The sequence below is a fragment of the Streptomyces yatensis genome, from assembly GCF_018069625.1.
Taxonomy (GTDB): Bacteria; Actinomycetota; Actinomycetes; order Streptomycetales; family Streptomycetaceae; genus Streptomyces; species Streptomyces yatensis.
In genome coordinates this window covers 5015670-5031676 of record NZ_CP072941.1, presented here as the reverse complement: position 1 = coordinate 5031676, position 16007 = coordinate 5015670, and the positions used below count along the sequence as shown (strand labels likewise).

Genomic DNA, 16007 nt, shown 5'->3' with positions numbered 1-16007 from the left:
CTACTTTCCGAACAAGAAAGAGTGTGGAGATGTGGCAGTGAGAGTATTTGCGTGCCACTCTTCCCCGAGTTTTTGAGCCTCGGTCATTGTTTCCTCTACGGATTTGCCGTCCAGTACCCCGTCAAGCGCATATGAAATCAAGCTCCCCGCCAATTTTCGCGAGAAGGAGCTCACGCTGTCAAGAGATGCCTCTGTCACCGGACCGCCGTGAGTCAGCGCATTCCTAACTCTCTCAAGTCGGGCTAGAGCTCGATTCCACCTGCTCGTCAAGAGCTTGCGTGATGCGTTCAAGCGTGCACAAGTTGAATAATCGCGTTCCAGCGATTTTAGGCGATAGCCAATCAACTCGTTTTCGGAAAAATGTTGGGCGAGGTCAGGAAGATATTTTAGCGCCAACTCCATATCGGAGTAGGCGAGGCCATCTTTGTCTTCAAATATGCGGCCGTATATCTCGTCGATGGCGGCCTGGGTCTCCTCGCTGATAAATTCAGAGGATCCTCGGGCTGCTCTATCGATTCCCTGACGCAAGCCCCATTGAAGATCGCTCCAAGTCCAATGGTGCTCGAATACTCGGTGACAGAAATGGGTCCAATCCTCGACTCTATTCGAGGCTAGCAACTCAATCAGTCTAACATTTGTCAGTACCGATGATGTTCCATCGTACCCTTGGGCTCGGTCCCATAGATTCACGGAATCGAGAAGTTCCACTAGAGATTGAGAAGTGAGAGGCAGGTAGGTCGAAATTCTTTTGGCTGCTTTATCAATTCCGTGTGCCAACGGGTCGAGTTGAAATCTTGTGATTGGCGAGTTGCCGCTGCGGGTAATCGTCTGACTGACGATCCTGCCGTCCATTACATGAACGAATCCTCCCGATTCCTTCCAGCTCCCCTTCTTGCCGCTGGCGTGTGTAGATCCTGCCGTGATAACGGCCAACGCCTGCTTGCGCGCAAGAGCGGGAGCATCGGATAGCGCGCTTAGTCCCAGATCGACGCGTGCCATCACGAATCTTTCGCCACTAGGAAATATTCTCCTAATGTTTCGCTCATCCGTTTGTTTAAGTTCTTGAGGGAATATTGCTGCGTCTTGAGGCATGTCGCGTAGTTTAGGTCCGTCGTACAGTGTTACAGGACCTGCGGTAATAACCTCTCTATTGATGAGTGCGGACGTGTAGGTGAGCCAAACGATGTGATGAGCTTTTCGCGGCTTTGCTTCGACGAGGCGGAGGCACAGTTCCTCTCGGTCTCTTCTGCTTAGACTGGCCGAAGCGTTGATGCGATCACGGACGTTTTCTGGGAAGGTAGAAGTGTCTTCTCCCAGAACCGTTTTTGCGCGATAGACTCCTTGCAAGTCATTTTCGAGAATTCCATTCAGCATGCTATTCAGTTCTTTGCAATTGTGGCCGCATGCTTTGGCTATTGCCCAGAACTCATCTCGTGTCATTGCGACTCGACGCAACGAGTGCTCGGGTCGTTTGCAGGAGCGGAGAAAGTCCTGCCAGGATGCAGACAAGGCTTGCGTTGACTGGAGTGATTCCAGGAGTTGCTGCAAATTTCGCTTTAGTGGCTCCCTTTGCGGGTTCTTCGGATCTTTTAGGCATGTTTGTGTGTGTCTCAGTATCTCTTCTCGAACGGGAGCGATATGCCCTTGCAGGGAACTGCCTATGGTGTTTAGTGAATGCTCGATGTCATCTATTGCCGACTGCCATGCAGATTTATGGAACCTCTGCACGTAGTTGCGTTGGTCATTCACCCATGCCAGCAGCTCGGAAGCTGCCGTGTGCAGACTGATGGTGTCCTCTCCTGACCACCTCTCGCTCTCGTGGTCAAGGCATTCTGCTGCAAGATCTATATAAGTAGGCATGTTGGGTGACGAAGAGTGCATGTCATCGACTATGACATCATCAGGTGCCAAACCGCAGGCTTTTTGCGTCGGAACTCGATCGGGTGCTCCTAGAGGCTGACGCCGTCGGTGGAGCGGGTTTGGGCGGTGGCCTGCCCGATTTGGGGTCGGGCATGGTCAGGGGGCCGTACGCTAGTTGGCAACTCGGGCAGGCTTTGGACCTGCCCGGAATTAGCACGAGTGGCCCCCTGGCCTTGCCCGACGCGGGACCCGGACCGGGGAGGTGCCTAAAGCCGTGGAGCCGACCCCCAGCCACGACGTACCCCTTCTCCTCAGCCAAGGTGCCCGTTGCTGGCGCGCGGCTCGGCGGTCGGGCCGGAGCGGGGCGGAGACAGGAGCGGCGGCCCGCGCCGCCGGGCCGCGCGCGCCGCGCTTGCGCGGCGCCTTGAACCCGTAGAGAAGGTTGTAACTCAGTAGCCGTTGGCCTGGTGTCGGGCGATCTTGTGTGTGGTGGGGCAGGTGAACTGTTCGGCGCATGCTGGAAGGCGTCGAGACTCGCGGTGGGCGAGCGGTAGGAAGATGACCGGCCGGAGGATCCATTCGATGTGGGTGTCTTGCTGGGTGAGGGCGAATGTGGCTGCTCCGCCGTTGGTGAGGGCGTCTTCGGCCTCCTTGTGGCCGTAGGTGACCCAGTCCCATGCCTCATGGGCTGTTTCCCGGTCGAGTGCTGTGGCGATGGTGCGCACGGTGATGCGGATCCATCGGGTGGCCTCGCTCGGGCTGTTGGTTTCGATGGAGGCGAGCAGGACGGAGCGGGGTCCTGTGGCTGGTGAGCGGGTCCAGCATTCGCACCAGTAGCCGTGTCGTAGCAGGGGCCTCAGCATGTGGTGGCTCCTGTCTCGGGTGCTACGAGCTGGGCGGTGACGGTGCGGCCGTACTGGCCGCCGGTGATGTCCAGGCGGCGGGCGAGTGCCATGACGATGGTTAATCCGCGGCCGTGGGTGTCGTCTGCGTCGGCCTCCGTAGGGCTGACTTCTTCTGGGTGGCCTCCCTCGTCGGTGACGGAGATCGCGACGGTGCGGGGTGAGAGCGACAGCGTGAGCTGGAAGGTGCCGTAAGCGGTGCCGCTGGCGGTGTGGGTGAGGGCGTTGCTGCCGAGTTCGCTCACGATCAATTCGGCGTCGTCGGCGCAGGGGTGGTTGCTGAGGATGTCGCGGGTCCAGCGGCGGGCGCGGGTGACTTCTTCTCGGGATCCTGGGCACATCAGGCCCCAAACTCGCGGAGCACTCATATACTCGTCCATACAAGTCCCTTCATGCTGGTAGAGGCTATGGGTCATGGGTTCGTGCTAGATGAGTCGTACGCCGTCGTGGGCGCGGATGGCCGGCGGGGATGTGTTGTCGAGCGCGTCCAGGACGCGGATCGCGTACGCCTCGTCGGCGAGCTCGGTGACCTCGTCGCGCGTGGCCCAGCGCAGGGCGCGGGTCTCGGCTCCGGTGGTCGGGGCGCCGTCGATGGCCTCGCAGCGGAAGACCATGGAGACGATCAGGCCGGTCATGTTCTTGTAGACGCCGGTGAGGGTCGCGGGAAGCGCGATCTTGATGCCGGTCTCTTCGAGGACTTCCCGTTGCAGGGCGTCGGGGATGGTTTCCCCGCGTTCGAGCACGCCGCCGGGCGGTTCCCACTTACCGTTGTCCCGTCGCTTGATCAGCAGCGCACGGCCCGCGTCGTCGACGATGACTCCGGCGACGCTCACGGAGTGCGGGCGCTCAGTGCTCACGTTCCTCTGCCCTCTCGGCTGGCTAGGCTCTCCACCGTAGCAATCCCGGTCAGCCGCTCGTCTAGATACCTAAAGGAGTATGTGCGAATGGCTTCTCTGACTTCCGTCCTGGGTGTATTGGACCCGACGAGCGACCGGGCGGTGTTCCGGCAGATCGCCGATGCACTGCGGGAAGCGATCGACAAGGGACGCTTCCGGGAGGGCGACAAGCTGCCCTCGGAGACCGAGCTGGTCGACCACTTCGGCGTCTCCCGGATGACCGTCCGCAACTCTCTGTCGCTGCTCCAGCAAGAGGGGCTGGTGCTGTCCGAGCACGGCAAGGGTGTGTTTGTGCGGCCCCGGCCGCCTGTGCGGCGGCTGGCCTCGGACCGGTTCGCGCGGCGTCATCGCGATCAGGGCAAGGCGGCCTTCACCGTGGAGGCAGAGGCGGCGGGCAGTCGCCCGGAGGTGGACAACCTCGAGGTGAAGGAAGAGCGGCCGTCGCAGGACATCTCGGCCCGGCTCGGTTCGCCTCGTAAGGTGCTGGCTCGGCGGCGGCGGTATCTGCTGGATGGGCGGCCGGTGGAGTTCGCCACCTCGTATCTGCCGTTGGACCTGGCGCGGAACACTCCGATCGCGCAGCCGAACCCCGGCCCCGGTGGCATCTATGCCCGGCTGGAGGAGATGGGGCACCGCCTGGACCACTTCGATGAGGAGATCCGGGCCCGGATGCCCTCGCCCACTGAGGTGCGCACGCTCCAGCTCGCATCTGGGGTGCCGGTGATCCATCTCGTCCGGACCGCCTACGACTCGGAGGGGCGGGCGGTGGAGGTCTGCGACACGGTGATGGCCGCCGACGCGTACGTCCTCGCCTACCAGCTCCCCGCCAACTGACGCATGACCGGGGCGCGGTGGCCCCGGGCTGCTTCTTCTGACTCGTACACACGAAGACGCATACTCGTATAGACGAGTGGGCAAGCTGTGTGGCATGGTGGTCGTCGTTCCCGCTCATTCGGGTTCGAAGACCGCAACTCATCTACACAAGTAGGTGGGTTGAGTGAGAAGCAAGGAGAAGTAGTTGCGTTCCATCCGAGTTGAGACCTCTGGCGCCACGGTTCTGCTGACTGAGGCGCCGGAGCCGAAGGTGAAGGACCGGCAGACCGGCGAGATCGCCAAGGACGCGCAGAGCGGTGAAGCGCTGATGCGGCTTGGCGTCGTCTACATCGACGGCGGGGAATCCTCGCTGCTTCAGGTCACCGTGCCGGAGAGCGGAGTCACGGAGGGGCTGGCGCTCGGGGCACCGGTCACGCTGATAGGTCTGATCGCCCGGCCCTGGGAGTCCGTGTTCAACGGGCAGCAGCGGCACGGCATCGCCTTCCGGGCCGAGGCCATCGCCCCGGCCGCCATATCCGTCGGCGCGGGGGCCTGACCCTGATGACCGACGCCATGACGTTGATGGAGGTGGGTGGTCCGGTCGCCGGAATGGTCGGCGGGGCCGCCTACCTCCGGTCCCGGCACCCAGCCGCCTACTGGTCCACGATCGGGATGCCCCTCTCGACTGCCCGGCTGCTGGGGTCGTACGGGTCGGTGATGGACGCCTGCGGGCTCACCGTTCCGCCGTCCCGGCTGCGGGCCTGGGCGATACAGGCGCTCACGCACCGGGAAGTCCGGCCGGTGCCTCCGCGCCGGGGACTGATCCGGCCCACGTCGACCGGGCTGCGGGTCCGGCTGCGGCTGGCACCGGGGCAGGAACCTGCCGACGTGGCAGCCTCGGCCGAGCGGCTGCGGCATGCCTGGGGCGTTCACGGCGCGTACGTGGAGGAGATCAAACCGGGCGTGGTCGAACTGCGGCTGATCGGCTTCGACGTGCTCCGGAAGGTCCGGATGCCGCGCAAGACCGGCGGTGGCTTCCTCAAGGTGCCGGTGGCGCTGCGAGAGGACGCGACCCCGTTCGTCCGGGACTACCGGGCCATCCCACACCAGCTCACACTGGGCGCCACGTTGTCGGGGAAGTCGATGTTCCTGCGGCACCTCATCGCCGGGCTCGCCCGGCAACCGGTCGCGCTGGTCGGGATCGACTGCAAGCGGGGGGTCGAGCTGGTGCCGTTCGCTCCACGGCTCTCGGCGCTGGCCACCGATCCTGTGCAGGCGGCGGAACTGCTGCCTGTACTGGTCGGGCTGATGGAGGACCGGTACGACCTGATCAAGGCCCGGCAGGGCATCGCACCCAGCACCCCGGACGAGGAGATCACCTCTGACATCTGGGGCTTGCCGGAGGAGGAGCGGCCGGTGCCGGTGGTGCTGGTTGTGGACGAGGTGGCCGAGCTGTTCCTCGTCGCCACTCGGAAGGATGAGGAAAGGCGGGATGAGATGGTCACCCAGCTCATCCGGCTCGCCCAACTCGGCCGCGCGGCAGGCATCTACCTGGAGGTGTGCGGGCAGCGCTTCGGCGCCGAGCTGGGCAAGGGCGCGACGATGCTGCGGGCTCAGCTCACCGGCCGGGTCTGCCACCGCGTCAACGATGAAGCCTCCGCCAAGATGGCACTCGGCGACATCGCCCCCGAAGCGGTCGGCGCGGCCTGCGCCATTGCTCCGGAGCGGCCCGGTCTCGCTGTTGCTGGTGATACGTCCGGTGGCTGGTCCCGTATCCGTACGCCGTACCTGTCGCTGGCTGAGGCGGCCGAAGTGTGCCGCGAGACCGCTCATCTCGTGCCGGACATGCCCGCGCTGGAGCCGTTCCGGCCGGACGTGCCGGCCGTTCCGGTGAGCGCTCCGGCGTCCCTGCTCAAGCCGCTTCCGGCTGCCGAGTAGTCCACCCCGTCTGACGGTCGGCGCGACCGTACCCGCGCCGTGTCCCTACCCCTGCCATGCCTGAATCCGGAAGGAGATTGCCCGTGCGCGCTCACCTGGCGCGGATTGACGCGGTGTTGGTGCAAGCGGTCATCGCTGCTGCGCTGTCTTTCGCCCACCTGCATGACCTGGCCTCGGCGGCCGGACAGGCCGGGTGGAAGGCGTGGGCCTATCCGGTCTCCGTTGACCTGCTGCTTGTGGCGGCCTGGAAGCGGCTGCGGTCGGGCTCGTCCAAGGCGGCGGGCTGGTGCTGGTTCGTGATCGCCCTGGCCGCCTCACTCGGGGCCAACGTCGCCACCGCCGGACTGCTCGACCTGACCGACGTCCCCGCCTGGCTGCGCATCCTCGTCGCTGGATGGCCAGCCGTGGCCTTCCTCGGCGGAACGCTCCTCGCCCACACCGCACCAGCGGCCGAAACCGCGTCGGCTCTGGCCGGACCCGCCGAAGCCGTATCGGTCACGGCCGAGCCGGAAACTGCGGAGCCTCCTGCTGGTCCGGAGCTGGAGTCGAATCGGACGGCGCCGCACGTTCCAGCCGCGCTGGTGAACCACGCGCGCAAGCTCGCCGACGACCACCACGCCCGTACTGGATCGCCCATCGACCCTGAGACCCTGCGCGCCCGCCTCGGCGTTCCGGCGCCGTTGGCCGACGCCATTGCATCCCGCCTCTGAAGGAGTCCTTCATGCTCCGCCGATTCCGCAACGTCATCCGTATCGGCCTGGTGCGCGTCGGCACCGCCAACGATCAGCGGGGCCGGGTGAAGCACACCGCCGTATGCACCGCGCCGCGCTGTGACTTCTCCGCCGACTACGACACCCGTGCCGCTGCCGAGCTGGCCGCCCGTACGCACCGCTGCCCCGTCCGCTGAAAGGAGAGATCGCCCGTGACTGTCAGTCTGCCCCTGGTCCTCGTCCTGGGCGCCGTCGCCTGGATCGCGATCAAGTTCATGGGCGTCCGCCTGTGGGTTGCCGTCGTGATCGCGCTGTTCGGCTTCTGGCTCGCCCACACCGGTCTTGCGCCGCCCGTGGAGTCCGGTACGCGCTCCGGCGTCGAATCCGTCAACGACCAACACGACTAGACGAGTAGCTGGGAGAGATCGCTGTGTTCCGTCCGAAGTATCCCGAAGCCCCTACGCCGTCGATCGTCCATGTGCCCACCGCCGTCCCGGCGGCCCAGCACCAGCACGCCCCGGCCTGCTCCTGCCAGCACGCCCCCGCGCCTGCTCCAGCTCGACCGGCCGGGGTCTTGAGCGGGCTCAACGCCGGAACGGTCGGCGCCGTGGTCACGGTCGGCATCGTCCTGACGGCCCTGCTCGCCGCTGTGGCCGTGACGGCTGTCTCCGTCGCTGTGGCCGCTGTCGTCATGCGGTCGCTGCTGGCCAGCCAGCGCCGCCGCTGACCCCGCACGAACACGACTGCCGGGGCGGCCTCGATACCGCCAAGCATCCGCCGCCCCGGCAGCCCAACCCCTCCCGACCCAAGAGCCGAAAGAGGAGCCCCATCATCACCCGCACCACCCCACCACCGCTGCCCGAACTCCGCAGCCTGGCAGCACTCGGTACCATGCCCGCACTGCTCCGCCAACTCTCCGGCCTCGGCGGCTGCACCAACCCCATTCGCCTCGACGGCCACCGCATCGAACACCACCTCAACCAGGACACCGGCGAGATTGGCCACGTCCTCCGACACCTCGACTCTGCCGAGCTGCCCGCCGGGCATCTCCTGGTCCGCTGCAACAACCGCCGTACCACCCGCTGTGCGGCCTGCGCCGAGACCTACCGCCGCGACACCTTCCACCTGATCACCGCCGGACTGCGCGGCGGGAAGGGCACTCCGGAAGAGGTCGCCACTCATCCCCGGGTCTTCGCCACCTTCACCGCGCCCAGCTTCGGCCCGGTCCACAACCGGCCCACCGGCCCCGCCGGTCTCCGTCGCCCGTGCCGCTGCGGTGTCCGCCACGACCAGGACGACGACGCCCTTGGAGCGCCTCTCGACCAGGACCGGTACGACTACGAATCCGCGGTGCTCTGGAACGCTCACGCGGGCCTGTTGTGGCGGCGGTTCTCGATCTACCTGCGGCGGGAGGTTGCTAAGCGGGCCGGGCTCACGCAACGGGCCTTCCGCGACCATGCGCGGCTGTCCTTTGCCAAGGTCGCCGAGTACCAAAAGCGCGGTGCTGTCCACTTCCATGCCGTGATCCGCATCGACGGCCCCGACGGCGGCGACACCCCGCCCCCGGCCTGGGCCACGGTCGAGCTGCTGACTGACGCAATCCGGACCGCTGCTTCCAGGGTGCAGGTCCCCGGAGCCGTCATTGACGGCCGGGCTCGCACCTTCGCCTTCGGCGGGCAGCTCGACGTACGGCCCATTCGAGGTGCCGACTTCAACGGCCGCCAGGAGCTGACCGACCGTGCCGTGGCCGCGTACATCGCCAAGTACGCCACCAAGGGTGCCGAGACCGCGACCGGAGCGCTGGACCGGCCGATACGGCTCATCGCCGAGGTGGCTCAGCTCGACATCAGCGAGCACGCCCGCCGCCTCGTCCGTACCGCCTGGGCGCTCGGGGCCCGCAAAGACCTGGAGCACCTCCGGCTTCGCGCCTGGGCCCACATGCTCGGCTTCCGGGGCCACTTCTCCACCAAGTCCCGCCGCTACTCCACCACCCTCGGCGCGCTCCGCGACGCCCGCGCTGCCTGGCGACGTGCTCAGGCTGCGGCCACCGACTCCGGCCCGGACGAGACCACGCTGGTCCTCGCCCACTGGGTCTACGCCGGTACCGGCCTCACCCCCGCTGAGGAATGGCTCAGCGCCACCATCACCCCCGCTCCCGGAACGGAAGGAGAACCGACCCATGCGTGACCGGTACCTCAGCGTTGCTCAGGTGGCCGAGCTGCTGGGGACCACCCAGCGATTCCCCCGACGGCTGGTCGCCGAGCGGCGCATCAAGTACGTCAAGGTGGGCCGTCACGTACGGATCCCGGAGAGCGTCATTCAGGAGTACATCGACGCCAACACCGTGCAGCCTCGGCGTCGGCGTCTCGGGCGGGCTGCCTGATGCCGAAGAAGAAGCCATCGAAGAAGCGGAGCTTCGGCCGCATCCGCAAGCTCCGCTCCGGGCGCTATCAGGCGCGCTATCTCGGTCCCGATGGCGTTGATCGCCCGGCGCCCATCACCTTTGCCACGTCCAGGGAGGCCGATGACTGGCTGGCTGAGAGGCAGACGGAGGTGCGTAAGGGCGACTGGCAGGACCCCGACGCGGGGGCGGTCAACTTCGCTGAGTACGCCGCGCAGTGGGTCGACGAACGGGACCTCTCCGCGACCACTGAAGAGCTGTACCGGCGCCTTCTGCGGCTGCACATCCTGCCCACCTTCCAGTCCTGGGAGCTGGACGAGATCACCCCGCCCCGGGTGCGCACATGGCGTGCTGAGCGGCTCAAGGCCACGGGGGAAACGACCGTCGCCAAGTCGTACCGGCTGGTGAAAGCGATCCTGCAAACGGCGGTTGAGGACGAGCTGATCCGCCGCAATCCGTGCCGCATTCGAGGGGCGGGCAAGGAGTCGGCTCCTGAGCGGCCCGTCGCCACCGTGGACCAGGTGGACGCCCTCGCGGACGCGATTGGGCCCCGCTGGCGCCTCATGGTCTACATCGCGGCGTACGGGCCCGCACGGCCGGAGGAGCAAGCCGAGCTGCGGCGGCCTGACGTGGACCTCGAAACGGTCGGCGTCTGGGTCCGGCGGGCCGCGCCCGAGCTGACGACCGGGCGGCGGGTGGTCGGTGACACCAAGTCCGAAGCGGGGAAGCGGTTCATCGTGCTGCCTGGCTTCCTCCGAAAGGACCTGGAGCGGCACTTGAAATGGTTCGCGGAGAAGGAGCCCAACGGGCTGCTGTTCGTGGGGGAGAAGGGAGCGCCGTTTCGCAGGTCCTCCTTTGGGCGGAAGTGGCGTCGGGCGCGGGCGAAAGTCGGGCTTCCCAACGACTTCCGTTTCTACGATCTTCGTCACACCGGCCACACGCTCTCGACCCAATCCGGGGCGACACTCAAGGACACCATGGTCCGTGCCGGCCAGTCCTCCGAGCGGGCAGCGCTGATCTATCAGCACTCCAACCTCGACCGTCAGAAGGAGATCGCCGCTGCCCTCGACGCTCGCGTACGGGCACACCGCGAGGCGGCCCAGAGCCCATCGGGCACACAACGGGCACGGGAGGCATAGAGAGGTCTAGACAACAAACAAGGCCCAGGTCGCTGACCTGGGCCTTCATCATGGAGCGGGTGACGGGAATCGAACCCGCGCTCTGAGCTTGGGAAGCTCATGTTCTACCATTAAACTACACCCGCGAGAGGCGCCTGATCTTCGGCGCCGCATCGTCGGATACTTTACCCCATCGCTGACCCCCGGCGCATTCGTCGTGGGGTCTTCGTGCTGTTCGGGTGGGATCGAGGTCAAGGCGGGGCCGGGGTGCGGTCAAGGCGGGGCCAAGGTGGCGTCGGGGTGTGGGTGAGACCGGGGTGGGGTCAGGTCGAGTTGGTGGGGATTCGTGCGGGTTTCGGGGTGGTTTTGGGGTGGATGTCCGGCGTGGGGGCGGGGTGGAAGCGGCTGTGGGGGTGCGGGAGTTGGGCGTACGGTGGGGGTCCGGAGTGCCGCGTGGAGTGGTGCGTGGTTGATCCCCTAATGTGGCTTTTGTCGTCCACGCCGTCCACGTTCTTGGGGAAGGGACTCAATGGAGCGCACCGTCGTCCGTTGTGCTGAAGGGCACGTATTCAGCACCGCCTCGTTCCCGATGCAGCACCTCACCGTCGACCGCATCGGTCCCGGCCGGTTGCTGCGGTGTCCGCGTTGCGCCCGGCTCCGGCACGCCGTGCCGGTGGGTGCCGATAAGCGGTAAGCGGTAGCCGATGAAGCCGCAGGGTGCGGGCCCGGTCCGGTGGGACCGGGCCTGTGCCGTGGGGGTGGGTCCGATGTGCGTATCCTCTTCGGGTGCTTCTCTCAGACAAGGACATCCGGGCCGAGATCGACGCCGGACGGGTGCGGATTGATCCGTACGACCCGGCGATGGTGCAGCCGTCGAGTATCGATGTACGGCTGGACCGGTTCTTCCGGGTGTTCGAGAACCACCGCTATCCCCATATCGACCCGGCGGTGGAGCAGCCCGATCTGACGCGGCTCGTGGAGCCCGAGGGCGAGGACGCGTTCATCCTGCATCCCGGGGAGTTCGTGCTCGCCTCGACGTACGAGGTCGTATCGCTGCCCGACGACATCGCCTCGCGGCTCGAGGGGAAGTCGAGTCTGGGACGGCTGGGGCTGCTGACGCACTCCACGGCGGGGTTCATCGACCCGGGGTTCTCCGGGCACGTCACGCTCGAGCTGTCGAATGTCGCGACGCTGCCGATCAAGCTGTGGCCGGGGATGAAGATCGGGCAGCTGTGCATGTTCCGGCTGACCTCGCCCGCCGAGCATCCTTACGGTTCCGCCCATTACGGCTCCCGCTATCAGGGGCAGCGCGGGCCGACGCCTTCGCGGTCGTTCCAGCGGTTCCATCGGACGAAGGTGTGAGTGACATGGGCGAGCAGCGCGAGAACCTTACGTACGAGCGGTTCGGGGTCGCGGTCCGCGAGCTGGCGGAGAAGATCGCCGAGGATGGGTACGAGCCCGACATCGTGCTCTCCATAGCCCGTGGCGGGGTCTTCGTGGCCGGCGGGCTGGCGTACGCGCTCGACTGCAAGAACATCCACCTGGTGAACGTGGAGTTCTACACGGGCGTGGGGACCACCCTCGACATGCCCGTGATGCTCGCGCCCGTGCCCAACGCGATCGACTTCTCCGACAAGAAGGTGCTGATCGCCGATGACGTGGCGGACACCGGCAAGACGCTGAAGCTGGTCCGTGACTTCTGCATCGGGTCGGTCGCCGAGGTGCGCAGTGCGGTGATCTACGAGAAGCCGCAGTCGCTGGTGAAGTGCGAGTACATCTGGAAGCGCACCGATCAGTGGATCAACTTCCCGTGGAGTGTCGAACCGCCCGTCGTGCGGCGGGAGGGGCAGGTTCGGGACGCCTGAAGGGGTGCCGGGCGCCTGACGGGCGCGGGGAGCCTCTTTAAGGGCGCGACGACATCCTTACGGGTGCCAAGCCCGCCACGTGGCGCGTGAGATGAGGAAGGGGCCCGCCGGTGCGGGCCCCTTGGTCGTGCGGGTCGTGCGGAATGCGGTGGCTGCCTTACAGCGTCCCCAGCTTCAGCAGGCTCAGCAGGGCGATCAGCTGGAGCGCCGACGCGCCCAGCGCCTTCTGCCACGGCAGGTCGTGCGACTTGCTCACCATCGTGGTGAAGAGCGCGCCCGCGGCCAGCCAGGTCAGCCAGCCCACCACCTTCACCAGCGAGCTGTCACCGCCCAGGAAGAGCGCGAACACCAGCCGCGGCGCGTCCGTGATCGACATGATCAGCATCGACAGGCCGATGGTCGGTGCCCAGGTGCCGTCGCCGCCCAACTGGCGGGCGAGGGTGTGGGTGACGGCGCCCAGGATCAGCGCGCTGATCACCATGGCGACGCCCGCGGTGAGCACCCAGGGGATGCTGTTGCCCATGGAGGCGTTGAGGACGTCCTCACGGGCGTTGTCGAAGCCGAAGACCGCCAGCAGACCGTAGATGAACGTCACGATCAGCGCCGGGCCCCACACCGCGTAGTCCCGCATCTGCCAGAAGGTGGCCGACGGGCGCAGCACGATGCCGCTCAGCAGCTGCTGCCAGCGCAGCCGGGGGCCGGCGGGCGGGGCGGTGGAGGAGCCGGCGCGGTACGTCTGACCGCCGTAGCCGTCGTCGTACGAACCGGGGTCCTGGCCGTACGGGTCGTACGCGTCGGGCGCCTCGCCGATGCTGAACTGCTGTGTATGGCCCGCGTTGTTGTCGGCGTAGCCGCCGCCCTGTCCGTACGGTCTCTGCCCCTGGCCATGGCCTCCGGGGCCGGGGCCAGGGCCGTGCCCGTGCCCGGGGCCGTAGTGCGGGTCCTGGCCGCCGAAGTACTCCGGCTCTCCCTGTGAGGAGGGCTGCTGCCACTGCGGCGGCTGCTGACCGCCGTACGGCTCCTGCTGTCCGTACGGCGACTGCGGCGGCCGCTGCTGCTGCCCTTGTTGCGCGGAGTGGGAGTCCCGTCCGCGTCCGATCCTGAATCCAGCCACCATTCGAACGTACCCGGTCGTAGCGGGCCGGGTACGGGAGCTGTGGTGGCGGACCGGGCTTTGCGGCCGAGCTGTGACATCCCTTAGGGGGTCCCTTATGGGTTTTCCCCCGGTGGTTCCTGAGGGTATCTGGTGCACCCGCTCGGGGTTCCTCCGGCGTTCGCCGGGTTCCTCCGGCGTTCGCCTGCCCGGCGTTCCCCCGCCCGGCATTCCCGGCCCGGCGTTCCCCGCCCGGGGTTCCTCCGGCGTTCGCCCGCCCTCGCTTCCCCGGACCGTCGTGCTGACCCGTCGTCCTGCTCCGCCGCCCTGCCCCGTCGTCGTCCTAGTCCGTGTCCGCCGCGAACGGCTTGCTGCTGAAGGCCGTCTTGTCCTTCGTGCCGTCCGTGATCCACCACCACTCGGGACGTTCGCCGTACCGCGAGAAGGCCAGACCGGGGCCCCACGCCAGGACGACCTCGTCCTTACCGTCATGATCGAAGTCCGCGACATCGTAGAGCCGGGCCGCGCGCTCGCCCTTACGGACCGTCTTGCCGTCCACGACGGAAGGTGCCGCGCGGGTCAGGAGGTGACGCCCGGCCACGCGGGTCGTGGCGGAGTGGGAGCCTCGGCGCAGGGTGAACAGCTCGACGCCGCCCCGGCCGAGCGAGACGGCCAGCTCATCGGTGCCGTCACCATTGGTGTCGGCGGCGGCCAGCTTGCCCGACATCCCCGGCATCTTGAGGGGGCGGGGTTCCAGAGGGCGCGGATCGGCGCGCCCCGGTCGCGCCGCCCTCTTGTAGTAGACGCTCACCGTCTTACCGATGTCCGGCCGCTCCGTCTCGCCGCCCGGCTCGTCATTACGGGTGCCGCTGTCGCCGACCGCGACATCGCGGCGGCCGTCGCCGTCGAAGTCGCCGAACGTGATCGCGTTGCCCTCGCGCAGCCTGCGGCCCTCCGTGCTGAGGCCGTGGGAGCCGGCGGCGAGGAGGGTGGAGCCGGACTGGTCGTTGTCGTTGATCGCGTGCACCACCAGATCGGTGGCGTGGTGGCCGTTGGCGGTGCCGGCGTGGGAGCCGGTGCCGGTGCCGGCGTGGGTGCCCGTGCCGGTGTCGGTGCCGTCCGCGGTGCCAGGTTCGGCGATGGTGTCGGCGATGAGATCGCCGATCTCGCCGTGGCCGTCCAGCGGGCTTGCGTACGGAACGGTCCGCGCGGCCTTGCCCGCCCGGTTGAACGGCCCGTACAGCACCAGTAGCGAGCGGCGGTCCTCGCGGATCAGGGCCAGGTCGTGGTGGCCGTCGCCGTTGAAGTCGCCGACGGTCGGCCGCTGGGCGTCCACGCCGTCCTCCGGTCCGGTCAGCTGGACGCGGGCGGCCGAGCGGGTCCTCCGGGGGCCGCCGGGGCCGCCCCAGGAGATGTAGGGGACGGTCCGGACGGTGGCCTGGGTGCGCTCGGTCTCGCGCTTGCCTAGGGCCTCGCCCGCCGTGGTGGTGACGTCGGCGTAGCCGTCGCCGTCGAGGTCGGCCGTGGCCACCTCGGTCGCGCCCGCGACGGTGACGTCCTGGGACGGCAGGCCGAGGTCGCGGTGGCGCAGCACGGTGCGGGTGGCGGGATTCAGGCCGTGGGACGAGCCGTGGACGAACGCGATCCGGCTGGGCAGCCCCCCTTTGCCGGACGGGACGGGGAGCCGCAGATCGGGATAGCCGTCGCCGTTGACGTCATCCGGCAGCCGGCTGCCCTTGCCGCGGGGGACGGGCGCGGTGGCGGTGGGGGTGATGACGGATCCGCCGGCGGAGGAGGAGCCCTCGCGCCCGCCCTGGGCGCCGCCGTCCTCGGGGCCGCAGGCGGCGAGCAGCAGCGCCAGGCAGGCCGTACCTGCGGCGATGGAGGCGGTGGGGACGCGGAAGAGGGAGCGGGGGAGGGAGAAGCGGGGGCGGGGGAGGGAGCGGAGCCGGGGGCCCGGGACGCGGCCGGGTGGTGCGGTGGGGGGAGGTGCGGGCGTCATCGGGCCACCTCAACCCATCAGGGCGGCTGAGGCCATGGGGCGCGGCACTTCGTTACGAGGGTGATGCCTGGCGGTTCGTCCGCGTCCGTTCGATGTCCGTTCGATGTCCGCTCGATGGTGATGCGGAAGGACGCGGGACCGATCAGTCCGCTTGGCTGTAAAGATGACCTTTTGAGCACAAGGTCTGTCCAGGACATTTACCTATGCGCCGTCGGGCATGATCCTGTAGGGAATTCGCAACGTCGTTGTGAGAAGGGATACTTCACGGCCAGTATCGGTAGTCGGTCGACGCGGAACTTCAACGCGGAAAAGCGGGGGCAGTCATGTGCTTAACGCACGGTGTGCGGGTGACGGGTGAAGCGGCGAGACCGGCGAAAGAGGGCTCGGGCTGGGTGTAGTCGCGATGTCC

At 67.2% G+C, this 16007-nt stretch carries 18 protein-coding genes and 1 tRNA gene; 12 read left to right on the top strand and 7 right to left on the bottom strand.

Going from position 1 to position 16007, the window contains the following annotated elements:
- The 4 genes from J8403_RS20925 to J8403_RS20910 all read right to left on the bottom strand — a co-directional run bounded on the left by J8403_RS20925 (window position 1) and on the right by J8403_RS20910 (window position 3595).
- The gene (locus J8403_RS20925) at window positions 1-1881 is read right to left on the bottom strand and encodes a hypothetical protein (RefSeq protein ID WP_211124499.1); all 1881 of its coding nucleotides are present in this window, start codon (window positions 1879-1881) and stop codon (window positions 1-3) included.
- Window positions 1882-2309: 428 nt separating this feature from the next.
- The gene (locus J8403_RS20920; RefSeq protein WP_211124498.1) at window positions 2310-2723 is read right to left on the bottom strand and encodes a hypothetical protein; all 414 of its coding nucleotides are present in this window, start codon (window positions 2721-2723) and stop codon (window positions 2310-2312) included.
- The gene (locus J8403_RS20915; RefSeq protein WP_246585921.1) at window positions 2717-3103 is read right to left on the bottom strand and encodes an ATP-binding protein; all 387 of its coding nucleotides are present in this window, start codon (window positions 3101-3103) and stop codon (window positions 2717-2719) included. Before J8403_RS20915 ends, J8403_RS20920 begins: the two co-directional genes overlap by 7 nt.
- Before the next feature lie 84 nt (window positions 3104-3187).
- Window positions 3188-3595: an NUDIX hydrolase gene (locus J8403_RS20910; protein WP_211128353.1), complete on the bottom strand. Its 408-nt coding sequence runs from the start codon at window positions 3593-3595 to the stop codon at window positions 3188-3190.
- Between the two features lie 111 nt (window positions 3596-3706).
- Here J8403_RS20910 and J8403_RS20905 point away from each other — a divergent pair, with 111 nt between their 5' ends.
- The 10 genes from J8403_RS20905 (at window position 3707) to J8403_RS20860 (ending at window position 10659) form a co-directional block, all read left to right on the top strand.
- Window positions 3707-4492 (top strand): GntR family transcriptional regulator, encoded by a 786-nt coding sequence (locus J8403_RS20905; protein ID WP_211124497.1) that lies wholly within the window; start codon window positions 3707-3709, stop codon window positions 4490-4492.
- A gap of 184 nt (window positions 4493-4676) precedes the next feature.
- Window positions 4677-5027, top strand: a complete 351-nt coding sequence (locus J8403_RS20900) for an SCO3933 family regulatory protein (RefSeq protein ID WP_211124496.1) — start codon at window positions 4677-4679, stop codon at window positions 5025-5027.
- 5 nt (window positions 5028-5032) lie between these two features.
- Window positions 5033-6409 carry an FtsK/SpoIIIE domain-containing protein gene (locus J8403_RS20895; protein ID WP_211124495.1) on the top strand — a complete coding sequence of 459 codons (1377 nt, stop codon included), beginning with the start codon at window positions 5033-5035 and terminating at the stop codon, window positions 6407-6409.
- Window positions 6410-6492: 83 nt separating this feature from the next.
- Window positions 6493-7119 carry a DUF2637 domain-containing protein gene (locus J8403_RS20890; RefSeq protein ID WP_211124494.1) on the top strand — a complete coding sequence of 209 codons (627 nt, stop codon included), beginning with the start codon at window positions 6493-6495 and terminating at the stop codon, window positions 7117-7119.
- Between the two features lie 11 nt (window positions 7120-7130).
- Window positions 7131-7316: a mobile element transfer protein gene (locus J8403_RS20885; RefSeq protein ID WP_211124493.1), complete on the top strand. Its 186-nt coding sequence runs from the start codon at window positions 7131-7133 to the stop codon at window positions 7314-7316.
- A gap of 15 nt (window positions 7317-7331) precedes the next feature.
- Window positions 7332-7526 (top strand): hypothetical protein, encoded by a 195-nt coding sequence (locus J8403_RS20880; RefSeq protein WP_211124492.1) that lies wholly within the window; start codon window positions 7332-7334, stop codon window positions 7524-7526.
- Between the two features lie 23 nt (window positions 7527-7549).
- Window positions 7550-7846: a hypothetical protein gene (locus J8403_RS20875; protein WP_211124491.1), complete on the top strand. Its 297-nt coding sequence runs from the start codon at window positions 7550-7552 to the stop codon at window positions 7844-7846.
- 164 nt (window positions 7847-8010) lie between these two features.
- Window positions 8011-9306: a replication initiator gene (locus tag J8403_RS20870; RefSeq protein WP_211124490.1), complete on the top strand. Its 1296-nt coding sequence runs from the start codon at window positions 8011-8013 to the stop codon at window positions 9304-9306.
- Window positions 9299-9502: an excisionase family DNA-binding protein gene (locus J8403_RS20865; RefSeq protein WP_125759263.1), complete on the top strand. Its 204-nt coding sequence runs from the start codon at window positions 9299-9301 to the stop codon at window positions 9500-9502. The genes J8403_RS20870 and J8403_RS20865 overlap by 8 nt, the downstream gene beginning before the upstream one ends.
- Entirely contained in the window at window positions 9502-10659 is a 1158-nt protein-coding gene (locus tag J8403_RS20860) for a tyrosine-type recombinase/integrase (protein ID WP_211124489.1), read from the top strand. Before J8403_RS20865 ends, J8403_RS20860 begins: the two co-directional genes overlap by 1 nt.
- 51 nt (window positions 10660-10710) lie before the next feature.
- On the opposite strand, the gene J8403_RS20855 is transcribed toward J8403_RS20860, so the two are convergent.
- A tRNA-Gly gene (locus J8403_RS20855) sits at window positions 10711-10784 on the bottom strand.
- A gap of 640 nt (window positions 10785-11424) precedes the next feature.
- Between J8403_RS20855 and dcd the strand changes: the two genes are divergently transcribed.
- Both dcd and J8403_RS20845 read left to right on the top strand, forming a co-directional pair.
- On the top strand, window positions 11425-12000 hold the full coding sequence (dcd, locus tag J8403_RS20850) for a dCTP deaminase (RefSeq protein ID WP_078642588.1): 576 nt from the start codon (window positions 11425-11427) through the stop codon (window positions 11998-12000).
- A 5-nt stretch (window positions 12001-12005) separates the two neighbouring features.
- Window positions 12006-12503: a phosphoribosyltransferase gene (locus J8403_RS20845; protein WP_208514892.1), complete on the top strand. Its 498-nt coding sequence runs from the start codon at window positions 12006-12008 to the stop codon at window positions 12501-12503.
- A 157-nt stretch (window positions 12504-12660) separates the two neighbouring features.
- On the opposite strand, the gene J8403_RS20840 is transcribed toward J8403_RS20845, so the two are convergent.
- Window positions 12661-13620, bottom strand: coding sequence for a Yip1 family protein (locus tag J8403_RS20840; RefSeq protein WP_211124488.1), 960 nt, complete (start codon window positions 13618-13620; stop codon window positions 12661-12663).
- A gap of 319 nt (window positions 13621-13939) precedes the next feature.
- Window positions 13940-15598 carry an FG-GAP repeat domain-containing protein gene (locus J8403_RS20835; protein ID WP_211124487.1) on the bottom strand — a complete coding sequence of 553 codons (1659 nt, stop codon included), beginning with the start codon at window positions 15596-15598 and terminating at the stop codon, window positions 13940-13942.
- Between the last annotated feature and the right edge of the window lie 409 nt (window positions 15599-16007).

What these genes read in the sequence shown, in the direction of transcription:
- J8403_RS20925 (WP_211124499.1), bottom strand. Translation starts at nt 1,881, where the DNA reads ATGCACTCTTCGTCACCCAACATGCCTACTTATATAGATCTTGCAGCA.
- J8403_RS20920 (WP_211124498.1), bottom strand. Translation starts at nt 2,723, where the DNA reads ATGCTGAGGCCCCTGCTACGACACGGCTACTGGTGCGAATGCTGGACC.
- J8403_RS20915 (WP_246585921.1), bottom strand. Translation starts at nt 3,103, where the DNA reads ATGTGCCCAGGATCCCGAGAAGAAGTCACCCGCGCCCGCCGCTGGACC.
- J8403_RS20905 (WP_211124497.1), top strand. Translation starts at nt 3,707, where the DNA reads ATGGCTTCTCTGACTTCCGTCCTGGGTGTATTGGACCCGACGAGCGAC.
- J8403_RS20895 (WP_211124495.1), top strand. Translation starts at nt 5,033, where the DNA reads ATGACCGACGCCATGACGTTGATGGAGGTGGGTGGTCCGGTCGCCGGA.
- J8403_RS20885 (WP_211124493.1), top strand. Translation starts at nt 7,131, where the DNA reads ATGCTCCGCCGATTCCGCAACGTCATCCGTATCGGCCTGGTGCGCGTC.
- J8403_RS20870 (WP_211124490.1), top strand. Translation starts at nt 8,011, where the DNA reads ATGCCCGCACTGCTCCGCCAACTCTCCGGCCTCGGCGGCTGCACCAAC.
- J8403_RS20865 (WP_125759263.1), top strand. Translation starts at nt 9,299, where the DNA reads ATGCGTGACCGGTACCTCAGCGTTGCTCAGGTGGCCGAGCTGCTGGGG.
- J8403_RS20860 (WP_211124489.1), top strand. Translation starts at nt 9,502, where the DNA reads ATGCCGAAGAAGAAGCCATCGAAGAAGCGGAGCTTCGGCCGCATCCGC.
- J8403_RS20845 (WP_208514892.1), top strand. Translation starts at nt 12,006, where the DNA reads ATGGGCGAGCAGCGCGAGAACCTTACGTACGAGCGGTTCGGGGTCGCG.
- J8403_RS20840 (WP_211124488.1), bottom strand. Translation starts at nt 13,620, where the DNA reads ATGGTGGCTGGATTCAGGATCGGACGCGGACGGGACTCCCACTCCGCG.
- J8403_RS20835 (WP_211124487.1), bottom strand. Translation starts at nt 15,598, where the DNA reads ATGACGCCCGCACCTCCCCCCACCGCACCACCCGGCCGCGTCCCGGGC.